This is a genomic window from Polaromonas sp. P3_C2 (assembly GCF_056402675.1).
In genome coordinates this window covers 1-9,778 of the sequence record NZ_JBFUGX010000080.1, presented here as the reverse complement: position 1 = coordinate 9,778, position 9,778 = coordinate 1, and the positions used below count along the sequence as shown (strand labels likewise).

Sequence of the window (9,778 nt, the reverse complement as noted above, 5' to 3'; positions counted from 1 at the left end):
GGCCCAAGCTGGTGCCCGGGTTGCGTGAAATGGTGCCAAACCTCCAGAAATCACCCAATTGGCGTGACGGTCCGTTGCGCTTTGCGCACACCTGCCTGGTTGGCAAATAACACCGAAAACCCCGGGTGCTATCAAAAAAATAGCTGCTTGCGCCGGATAGTTGTGGCTTGCGGCCACTATCGGCCCGATAAGGCGGCCGCTTTTTTGGGCCACCCTCGCTGCTTTAGGCCGCTCAGCCCAAGGTTTTTGGTTTCCGGTCAGGGGCTGTATAAGGGCAAACCCCGTATCATTCGGTATTACTTACCCAAGCCAACACACCTGCTGGCCTGTCTTTTCTCCTTMAATGCCCGACATTTCCGCTTCATCATTGGTTGAGTTCAAGGATGTGACGTTTTCCTATCCCGGCTCCGCCGGTGATCGCGTCATCCTGGACAAGGTCACGCTGTCCGTGCCTCGCGGCAAGGTTACCGCGCTGATGGGCGCTTCGGGAGGCGGCAAAACCACCGTGCTGCGCCTCATCGGCGGGCAGCAAAAGGCTGTCAGCGGCGCTGTGCTGTTCGACGGCAAGGACGTCGGCAAGCTGGCCCAGGCGGAACTCTATGCCGCGCGCCGTCGCATGGGCATGCTGTTCCAGTTCGGTGCGTTGTTCACCGATCTGAGTGTTTTCGACAATGTGGCGTTTCCCTTGCGCGAGCACACCGAATTGGGTGAAGCCCTGATCCGCGATATCGTGCTGATGAAACTCAATGCGGTGGGCCTGCGCGGCGCGCGGGACCTGCTGCCCAGCGAGATTTCGGGCGGCATGGCCCGCCGGGTTGCGCTGGCGCGGGCCATTGTGCTGGACCCGGAACTCATCATGTACGACGAACCGTTCTCCGGGCTCGATCCGATCTCGCTCGGTACCGCCGCGCAGCTCATACGCCAGCTCAACGATACGCTGGGCATTACCAGCGTGGTGGTGTCGCATGATCTGGAAGAAACCTTCCGCATTGCCGACAAGGTCATCATCCTGGCCAATGGTGGCATTGCGGCGCAGGGCACACCTGACGAGGTGCGTCGCTCCACCGATCCGCTGGTGCACCAGTTCGTCAATGCCGAAAGCGAAGGCCCCGTGAAATTCCACTATCCGGGCCCCACTGTGGATGCCGATTTCGGCGACCCGGCGGCCAAATCAGGGAAGCGCGCATGAGCCGCTATAGCCCTGTCGCGCTGATTTCCGGCCTCGGTTTTTCCGTGCGCAGCCAGCTGGCCGAGCTGGGCTACGCCGCGCGGTTGATGTCCCGGCTGGTGGCCCTCACCGGCCCGGCCCTGGCCCGCTTTGGCCTGGTGCGCGACCAGATTTTCTTTTTGGGCAACTACTCGCTGGCCATCATTGCCGTGTCGGGTCTGTTTGTCGGCTTTGTGCTGGGCCTGCAGGGCTACTACACGCTGCAGCGCTATGGCTCGGCAGAAGCGCTGGGCTTGCTGGTGGCGCTCAGCCTCGTGCGCGAACTCGGGCCGGTGGTCACTGCTTTGCTGTTTGCCGGCCGCGCCGGCACGGCGTTGACGGCCGAAATCGGCCTGATGAAAGCCGGCGAACAGCTCTCAGCCATGGAAATGATGGCGGTAGACCCGGTGCGGCGCATCCTGGCGCCCCGCTTCTGGGGCGGCATCATCGCCATGCCCCTGCTGGCTGCCGTGTTCAGCGCTGTGGGCATCATGGGTGGCTGGCTGGTGGGTGTGGTCATGATCGGTATTGATGCGGGCTCCTTCTGGAGCCAGATGCAGTCCGGTGTCGATGTCTGGCGCGACGTAGGCAACGGCATCATCAAGAGTTTTGTGTTTGGCGTCACGGTCACTTTTGTGGCCTTGCACCAGGGTTTCGAGGCCCAGCCGACGCCTGAGGGCGTGTCGCGCGCGACCACGCGGACCGTGGTGGTTGCGTCGCTGGCCGTGCTGGGGCTGGATTTCCTGCTGACCGCCTCGATGTTCAGCCTTTAAAACCGTCTTCATACATTTTTAATTCGCCCATGAGAAAATCCTGCTTCCCAGTGTTTGCCTTGGGTGAACCCCGCAAGGACAAAACAGCCCGGAATGGCGAAAACGCCGGACCAGGCCACTGAAAGAAAACGATGCAACGTTCCAAAAATGATTTGTGGGTGGGTTTGTTCGTGTTGATTGGCGGCGCCGCCATCCTGTTTCTGGCGCTCAAGTCCGCGAATTTGCTCAGCCTGAATTTCGATACCTCCTACAAGGTGACGGCGAAATTCGACAACATTGGTGGCCTCAAGCCGCGAGCCGCTGTCAAAAGCGCTGGCGTGGTAGTGGGCAGGGTTGAAAATATCACTTTCGACGACAAGTCCTACCAGGCCAGCGTCAATCTGGCGATGGAAAGCCGTTACGTGTTCCCGAAAGACAGCTCGCTGAAGATTTTGACCAGCGGATTGCTGGGCGAGCAGTACATCGGCGTGGAGGCCGGTGGGGACGAGAAAAATCTTGCCGCAGGGGACGTGGTCAAAAACACGCAGTCCGCCGTGGTGCTTGAGAATCTGATCAGCCAGTTTTTATACAGCAAGGCGGCAGACAGCAGTTCCGGATCAGGGTCTGCGCCGCCATCAGGGACGCCAGAAAAAAAATGACAGCAGAAATCACGATGAAAAAACCGGCCGGCTGGGCTGCGGCAGTGCTTGCACTGGCACTTCTCCAGGGGTGTGCTACCGGTCCCAATGCGAGCCCATCCGATCCGCTGGAGCCGTTCAACCGGACCATGTTCAGTTTCAATGACGGCGTGGACCGCGCCGTCGTCAAACCCGTGGCAACCGCGTACCGGGATATCACGCCTGCGCCTGTGCGCACCGGTGTCACTAATTTCTTCGGCAACATTTCCGACGTGTGGTCCACCGTCAACAACCTGCTCCAGGGTAAAGGCCAGGCTTCTATCGAAAGTTTTTTCCGTGTCACGACCAATACCCTCTGGGGCGTGGGTGGCATTTTTGACGTTGCCAGCGATCTGAAGATTCCCAAACACTCGGAAGATTTTGGCCAGACGCTCGGCGTTTGGGGTGTGGGCTCGGGCCCCTACCTCGTGCTGCCTTTGCTGGGCCCTTCTTCCGCGCGTGATTCGGTAGGTTCGCTGGTTGATTACCAGGGCGACCTGGTAAGCCGGATCGACAATGTCCGTGCCCGCAATTCCCTGACGACTTTGCGCCTGGTGAACGCCAGGGCCAACGTGCTCGGGGCCGGTGATGTCCTGGACCAGGCCGCACTCGACAAATACAGCTTCACCCGCGAAATCTACCTGCAGCGCCGCCGTAGCCTGATAGGCGGGACTTCGGTGGAAAAAGAGGAACGTTACGATTTGCCGGAAGGCACATCGGCCGCCCCGGCGGCACCAGCCTCCGCCGCCAAATAGTGTCATCCCGGGTTTGAACAGGGGTCAAAAGGCTGTTGATTGCAAACAATATTTACAAGACTGCCGTAAAACTTCATTCACAGCCCGGAAACCATCCCGCAGAATAACCATCGAACCATCGGTTGCAGCAGCGACGTATCCATAGGGGTACTGCAATTTTCGCAGCCGCATGCTTCGTCATAGAAGGAAAATCATGAAACGCAGAACACTTGGCCATTTATTCACCGCCGCCCTCAGCCTGGCCCTGATGGGGTCTGCGCCGTTCGTTCGCGCAGCCGATGAGGCACCCGATGCCCTGATCAAGCGCGTCTCGGCCGATGTGCTGGACAACATCAAGACGGACAAGGCTGTAAAAGCCGGTGACCTCACCCGGGTGCTCGCGCTCGTCGACAGCAAGATCATGCCTAACGTGAACTTCACACGCATGACGGCCTCTGCCGTGGGCCGCAACTGGCGCCAGGCCACGCCTGAGCAGCAAAAGAAGCTTCAGGACGAGTTCAAGACCCTGCTGATCCGCACCTATTCCGGCGCATTGGCACAGGTCAGCGACCAGAGCGTCAATGTCAAACCGCTGCGTGCGGCTCCGGAAGACACTGAAGTCGTCGTACGCACCGAAGTTCTGGGCCGGGGCGATCCAATCCAGCTGGATTACCGCATGGAAAAAACCGCTACGGGCTGGAAGATCTATGACCTCAACGTGCTGGGCGTCTGGCTGGTGGAAACCTACCGTACCCAGTTCGCCCAGGAAATCAGCGCCAAGGGCGTCGATGGCCTGATCGCTTCCCTGGTTCAGCGCAACCAGTCCAACACCGGCGCAGGCGCAGCTGTTGCCAAGAAGCCCTGAGCAGGCATCGCCAGTGCTGACGCTTCCTTCTGTCCTCACGCATGCCGAGGCTGCCGGGTTTGCTCTCGGCCTCAAGCAGGCCGTGCTGTCCCAGCCGGCCGGCGTGGTGGCCGATGCAGGCGCGCTGAAGGAGTTTGACTCCTCCGCGCTGGCGGTGCTGCTGGAATGCCGGCGTGAAGCGCTGGCTGCCGGCAAGGCGTTTTCGGTGGCCGGCTTGCCGGCTCGCCTGCGTCAGTTGGCAGGCCTGTATGGCGTGGCAGAGCTGATTCCCGCCGCTGCCGCCCCGGCGGCCTGAGACGCCGCTTTCGGGTTTCTTCGCCCATCGGGGTCCTGACGCAGGGCATTCAGCCGCCGACCCGGATAAAAACAGCATCCGCCCTTAAAATGGCGGGCTCATGCCAGCGATCTCATTTCAGTCCGTCTCCAAAACCTACTCATCCACGCGAAATCAGACGGGGCCTGCTGTCAAGGCGCTGGACGACGTCAGTTTTGATATCCGGCAAGGTGAATTTTTTGGCTTGCTGGGCCCTAACGGCGCCGGCAAAACCTCTCTCATCAGCATACTCGCCGGCCTTTCGCGCGCCAGCAGCGGCCAGGTCCTGGTGCATGGCAGCGACGTGCTCACCGACTATGCCAATGCAAGGCGAAAGCTCGGCGTCGTACCCCAGGAACTGGTGTTCGACCCCTTTTTCTCCGTGCGCGAGGCGCTGCGCATCCAGTCCGGCTATTTCGGCATCAAACGCAACGACGACTGGATCGACGAGCTGCTCGTCAGCCTGGGGCTGGCCGACAAAGCCAATGCCAACATGCGCCAGCTCTCCGGCGGCATGAAGCGCCGCGTGCTGGTGGCGCAGGCGCTGGTGCACAAGCCGCAGGTCATCGTGCTGGACGAGCCCACTGCTGGCGTTGATGTCGAACTGCGCCAGACGCTGTGGCAGTTCATCGCCAAACTCAACAAGCAGGGCAGCACGGTGCTGCTCACCACGCACTACCTCGAAGAAGCTGAGGCCCTGTGCAGCCGCATCGCCATGCTCAAGCAGGGGCGGGTGGTGGCGTTGGCCCAGACTTCCGAGCTGCTCAAGGCGGCGTCCTCCAATGTGCTGCGCTTCAAGATCGACAGCGAATTGCCGGTGCACCTGGCCGCGCAGGCCCGTATCACCGGGCGCATCGTGCAGTTTCCGGCGCACAACGCCCATGAAATCGAACAATACCTGGCGGCCATCCGCGAAGCGGGGCTGGTTGCGGAAGACGTTGAAATCCGCAAGGCCGACCTGGAAGATGTGTTCCTGGATGTCATGAACAAAAAGCCGGCCCGAGAAGCCACCGAACTGAATTTAATGGGAGTGGCAACATGATCGCGTTCATCCGGGGAAGGGCCGTGCGCCGCGCCGGGCCGCCCCAAGCAAGCACAGCCCCCTCGGGGGGGCAGCGTAGTACGCGAAGCGACAAGCGTGGGGGCTTTTGAATGACTGGCTGGCAAACACTGCTTTATAAAGAAACCTTGCGCTTCTGGAAAGTGGGTTTCCAGACGGTCGGAGCCCCGGTGTTGACCGCCGTGCTCTACATGCTGATCTTTGGTCACGTGCTGCAGGATCAAGTGAAGGTCTACGACCAGGTCAGCTACACCGCCTTCCTGGTGCCGGGCCTCGTGATGATGAGCGTGTTGCAGAACGCGTTCGCCAACAGCTCTTCCTCGCTGATCCAGAGCAAGATCATGGGCAGCCTGGTGTTTGTGCTGCTCACGCCGCTGTCGCACTGGCACTGGTTTTTTGCGTACGTCGGCTCGTCCGTCGCACGTGGCCTGCTGGTGGGAGCGGGCGTATTTGCCGTCACCGTGTTCTTTGGCCAACCCGTCTTTGTGGCGCCGCTGTGGATTGTGCTGTTTGCGGTGCTGGGCGCCGCCATGCTGGGCGCACTGGGCGTCATCGCCGGGCTGTGGTCTGAAAAGTTCGACCAGATGGCAGCCTTCCAGAATTTCGTCATCATGMCCATGACCTTCCTGAGCGGCGTGTTTTATTCGATCCACTCGCTGCCGCCGTTTTGGCAAAAGGTCAGCCACCTGAACCCGTTTTTCTACATGATCGACGGTTTTCGCTACGGATTCTTTGGCGTCAGCGATGTTTCGCCCTGGCTGAGCCTGGGGATTGTTTTGACGGCCTTGCTTGTCGTTAGCTCCGTTGCCGTGAACATGCTGCGCACCGGCTACAAAATAAGACACTGACTGAAACCAAAACATATGACCAGCGAAGAACTTCAATCCATCATCACCGCAGGCCTGCCGTGCGAACATATCGAGCTGTCGGGCGACGGGCGCCATTGGTACGCGACAATCATCTCCAGCACCTTTGAGGGCCTGCGCTTGATCCAGCGCCACCAGAAGGTGTACGCCACGCTGGGTGGCCGCATGCAGACCGACGAAGTGCATGCGCTGTCGATGAAAACGTATACGCCCACCGAATGGGCCAACAACAACACGCAATAAAAGAACATGGACAAATTACTCATCAGGGGCGGCAAATCACTCGCCGGCACGGTCGAAATTTCCGGCGCCAAGAATGCCGCGCTCCCGGAGCTTTGTGCAGCCCTGCTGACGGCCGACACGGTGACGCTGCAGAACGTGCCGCGCCTGCAGGACGTGGCCACCATGCTCAAGCTGGTGCGCAACATGGGCGTGCAGGCCGAACGCAGCCAGGACGTGCCCAGCACCGTGGTGCTCAATGCCGGCGGCCTGAGCTCACCGGAAGCCCCTTATGAGCTCGTCAAGACCATGCGCGCTTCCGTGCTGGCCCTCGGCCCGCTGCTGGCGCGCTTTGGCGAAGCGACTGTGTCACTGCCCGGCGGCTGCGCCATTGGTTCGCGGCCGGTCGACCAGCACATCAAGGGCATGCAGGCCATGGGCGCTGAAATCGCCGTGGAGCATGGCTACATGATCGCCAAGCTGCCGGCTGGTCAGAAGCGGCTCAAGGGCACCAGCATCACCACCGACATGGTGACGGTGACCGGCACTGAAAACTTCCTGATGGCCGCCAGCCTGGCAGAAGGTGAAACCATCCTGGAGAACGCCGCACAGGAGCCCGAGATTGGCGACCTGGCTGAAATGCTCATCAAGATGGGCGCGAAGATTGAAGGTCACGGCACGCGCCGTATCCGTATCCAGGGCGTGGAGCGCCTGCATGGCTGCACCCACCAGGTGGTGGCCGACCGCATTGAAACCGGGACCTTTTTGTGCGCGGTGGCCGCTGCCGGCGGCGACGTTGTCTTGAAGCATGGCCGAGCCGACCACCTCGATGCCGTGATCGACAAGCTGCGTGAAGCCGGTGCCGTGGTGACTGCGGGTGAGGGTTTTATCCGCATCCAGGCCAGCGGCCGAATGAAGGCGCAATCCTTCCGCACGACTGAATACCCCGGCTTCCCGACCGACATGCAGGCCCAGTTCATGGCGCTGAACGCCATTGCACAGGGCAGCAGCACGGTGACGGAGACAATCTTTGAAAACCGTTTCATGCACGTCAACGAGATGGTGCGCCTGGGCGCCAAGATCCAGATCGAAGGCAAGGTCGCGGTCATGGAGGGTGTTGAAAAGCTGTCGGGCGCCACCGTGATGGCCACTGATTTGCGCGCCTCCGCCAGCCTGGTAATTGCCGGCCTGGTGGCCGAGGGCGAAACCATGGTGGACCRCATTTACCACCTGGACCGCGGCTATGACCAGATGGAAGCCAAGCTGCGCGGAATCGGTGCCGACATAGAACGAGTCAAAGCATGATCACCCTGGCGTTATCCAAAGGCCGCATCTTCGACGACATCCTGCCGCTGCTGCGAAGCGCCGGCATCGAGGTACTCGACGACCCGGAAAAATCCCGCAAGCTGATTCTGGACACCAACCAACCCGGCCTGCGTGTGGTGCTGGTGCGTGCCACCGACGTGCCCACCTATGTGCAGTACGGCGGCGCCGACCTCGGCGTGGTCGGCAAAGACACTTTGCTCGAATCCGGCAGCCAGGGCCTGTACCAGCCGCTCGACCTGCAAATCGCCAAATGCCGCATCAGCGTGGCGGTGCGCGAAGGTTTTGACTACGCCGCCGCCGTGCGCCAGGGCTCGCGCCTGAAAGTGGCCACCAAGTACGTGGCGATTGCCCGCGACTTTTTCGCCACCAAGGGGGTGCACGTCGACCTGATCAAGCTCTATGGCAGCATGGAGCTCGCACCGCTTACAGGCCTGGCCGACGCGATCGTCGATCTGGTCTCCACCGGCAGCACGCTCAAGGCCAACCACCTGGTCGAGGTCGAACGCATCATGGACATCAGCTCGCACCTCGTCGTGAACCAGACCGCGCTCAAGCTCAAGCAAGAGCCCATCCGCAAGCTGATCGATGCCTTCGCCGCCGCCACGGCCACACCTTGAGTCTTGATGCTATGAAATTAATAGCTTCTCCCGCACGACTGTCAACGGTCTCGGCAACTTTTGATGCTGATTTCAAGGCGCGGCTGCATTGGTCCGCCGACACTGACGCGGCCATCGAGCAGCGCGTGGCCGACATCCTGGCCGATGTGCAACAGCGCGGCGATGCGGCGGTGCTGGAATACACCGCGCGGTTTGATGGCCTGTCAGCTGCGTCGATGGCTGGGCTGGAACTGACGCAGGCGGATTTCAAGGCCGCATTTGATGCCATTCCCGCTGCCCAGCGCGAGGCCCTGCAGGCCGCAGCCGCCCGGGTGCGCAAGTACCACGAGGCACAGAAGAAGGCATCGGGAGAGAGCTGGAGTTATCGCGACGAAGACGGCACGCTGCTGGGCCAGAAGGTCACGCCGCTGGACCGGGTGGGCATTTACGTTCCGGGCGGCAAGGCTGCCTACCCCTCCAGCTTGCTCATGAACGCCATCCCCGCCCACGTGGCTGGTGTGCAAGAGATCATCATGGTGGTGCCAACGCCCGTGCGCGGCAGCGTGGCCACGGGCGGCTCGGGCGACCAGGCGGCGTCGAGCAAAGGCGAGCGCAATGAGCTCGTGCTGGCCGCCGCCTACGTGGCCGGCGTCACCCGCGCCTTCACCATCGGCGGCGCGCAGGCCGTGGCTGCGCTGGCCTACGGCACGCAGACCGTGCCCAAGGTCGACAAGATCACCGGCCCCGGCAACGCCTATGTTGCCAGCGCCAAAAAGCGCGTTTTTGGCACGGTGGGCATCGACATGATTRCCGGCCCGTCTGAAATCCTGGTGCTGGCTGACGGCAGCACGTCGGCCGACTGGGTGGCCATRGACTTGTTCAGCCAGGCCGAGCACGACGAACTCGCGCAAAGCATCCTGCTGTGCCCCGACGCCGCGTATATCGATGAAGTGCAGGCCGCTATCGACCGCCTTTTGTCCGAAATGCCGCGCGCCGAAATCATCGCCAAGTCCCTCACCGGCCGCGGTGCACTGATCCACACCCGCAGCATGGAAGAGGCCTGCGAGATCAGCAACCGCATCGCACCCGAACACCTCGAAGTCTCCAGCCGCGACCCGCACAAGTGGGAGCCCTTGCTCAAGCACGCCGGCGCCATCTTCCTG

General features: G+C 61.4%; 12 protein-coding genes. All 12 read left to right on the top strand.

Annotated features, from left to right (window positions below):
• The first annotated feature begins 343 nt into the window (after positions 1-343).
• Positions 344-1,189 (top strand): ABC transporter ATP-binding protein, encoded by an 846-nt coding sequence (locus AC1DWI_RS05560; RefSeq protein WP_477669875.1) that lies wholly within the window; start codon positions 344-346, stop codon positions 1,187-1,189.
• Complete coding sequence (gene mlaE, locus AC1DWI_RS05555; protein WP_457279722.1) at positions 1,186-1,980, top strand: lipid asymmetry maintenance ABC transporter permease subunit MlaE; 795 nt, start codon at positions 1,186-1,188, stop codon at positions 1,978-1,980. Before AC1DWI_RS05560 ends, mlaE begins: the two co-directional genes overlap by 4 nt.
• Before the next feature lie 131 nt (positions 1,981-2,111).
• A complete protein-coding gene (gene mlaD / locus AC1DWI_RS05550) occupies positions 2,112-2,618 on the top strand; it encodes an outer membrane lipid asymmetry maintenance protein MlaD (RefSeq protein ID WP_457279721.1) in 507 nt (168 codons plus the stop codon).
• Complete coding sequence (locus tag AC1DWI_RS05545; RefSeq protein ID WP_477669874.1) at positions 2,615-3,391, top strand: MlaA family lipoprotein; 777 nt, start codon at positions 2,615-2,617, stop codon at positions 3,389-3,391. The genes mlaD and AC1DWI_RS05545 overlap by 4 nt, the downstream gene beginning before the upstream one ends.
• A 193-nt stretch (positions 3,392-3,584) precedes the next feature.
• Positions 3,585-4,235, top strand: a complete 651-nt coding sequence (locus AC1DWI_RS05540) for an MlaC/ttg2D family ABC transporter substrate-binding protein (RefSeq protein WP_477669873.1) — start codon at positions 3,585-3,587, stop codon at positions 4,233-4,235.
• A gap of 13 nt (positions 4,236-4,248) precedes the next feature.
• Positions 4,249-4,530, top strand: coding sequence for an STAS domain-containing protein (locus AC1DWI_RS05535; RefSeq protein ID WP_477669872.1), 282 nt, complete (start codon positions 4,249-4,251; stop codon positions 4,528-4,530).
• Between the two features lie 100 nt (positions 4,531-4,630).
• Entirely contained in the window at positions 4,631-5,590 is a 960-nt protein-coding gene (locus AC1DWI_RS05530; RefSeq protein ID WP_477669871.1) for an ABC transporter ATP-binding protein, read from the top strand.
• A 110-nt stretch (positions 5,591-5,700) separates the two neighbouring features.
• On the top strand, positions 5,701-6,456 hold the full coding sequence (locus AC1DWI_RS05525) for an ABC transporter permease (RefSeq protein WP_477724502.1): 756 nt from the start codon (positions 5,701-5,703) through the stop codon (positions 6,454-6,456).
• Positions 6,457-6,471: 15 nt separating this feature from the next.
• Positions 6,472-6,717 (top strand): BolA family protein, encoded by a 246-nt coding sequence (locus tag AC1DWI_RS05520; protein WP_477669869.1) that lies wholly within the window; start codon positions 6,472-6,474, stop codon positions 6,715-6,717.
• A gap of 6 nt (positions 6,718-6,723) precedes the next feature.
• Positions 6,724-7,998 (top strand): UDP-N-acetylglucosamine 1-carboxyvinyltransferase, encoded by a 1,275-nt coding sequence (gene murA, locus AC1DWI_RS05515; protein ID WP_477724501.1) that lies wholly within the window; start codon positions 6,724-6,726, stop codon positions 7,996-7,998.
• Positions 7,995-8,636, top strand: coding sequence for an ATP phosphoribosyltransferase (gene hisG, locus AC1DWI_RS05510; protein WP_477669868.1), 642 nt, complete (start codon positions 7,995-7,997; stop codon positions 8,634-8,636). Before murA ends, hisG begins: the two co-directional genes overlap by 4 nt.
• A gap of 11 nt (positions 8,637-8,647) precedes the next feature.
• Positions 8,648-9,778, top strand: a 1,131-nt coding sequence (gene hisD, locus AC1DWI_RS05505) for a histidinol dehydrogenase (RefSeq protein WP_477724503.1), incomplete at its 3' end; no start/stop codon positions are given.

Coding starts and splice junctions, on each gene's coding strand:
- hisG (WP_477669868.1), top strand. CDS start 7,995: ATGATCACCCTGGCGTTATCCAAAGGCCGCATCTTCGACGACATCCTG.
- mlaE (WP_457279722.1), top strand. CDS start 1,186: ATGAGCCGCTATAGCCCTGTCGCGCTGATTTCCGGCCTCGGTTTTTCC.
- AC1DWI_RS05530 (WP_477669871.1), top strand. CDS start 4,631: ATGCCAGCGATCTCATTTCAGTCCGTCTCCAAAACCTACTCATCCACG.
- AC1DWI_RS05540 (WP_477669873.1), top strand. CDS start 3,585: ATGAAACGCAGAACACTTGGCCATTTATTCACCGCCGCCCTCAGCCTG.
- AC1DWI_RS05520 (WP_477669869.1), top strand. CDS start 6,472: ATGACCAGCGAAGAACTTCAATCCATCATCACCGCAGGCCTGCCGTGC.
- mlaD (WP_457279721.1), top strand. CDS start 2,112: ATGCAACGTTCCAAAAATGATTTGTGGGTGGGTTTGTTCGTGTTGATT.
- AC1DWI_RS05545 (WP_477669874.1), top strand. CDS start 2,615: ATGACAGCAGAAATCACGATGAAAAAACCGGCCGGCTGGGCTGCGGCA.
- AC1DWI_RS05560 (WP_477669875.1), top strand. CDS start 344: ATGCCCGACATTTCCGCTTCATCATTGGTTGAGTTCAAGGATGTGACG.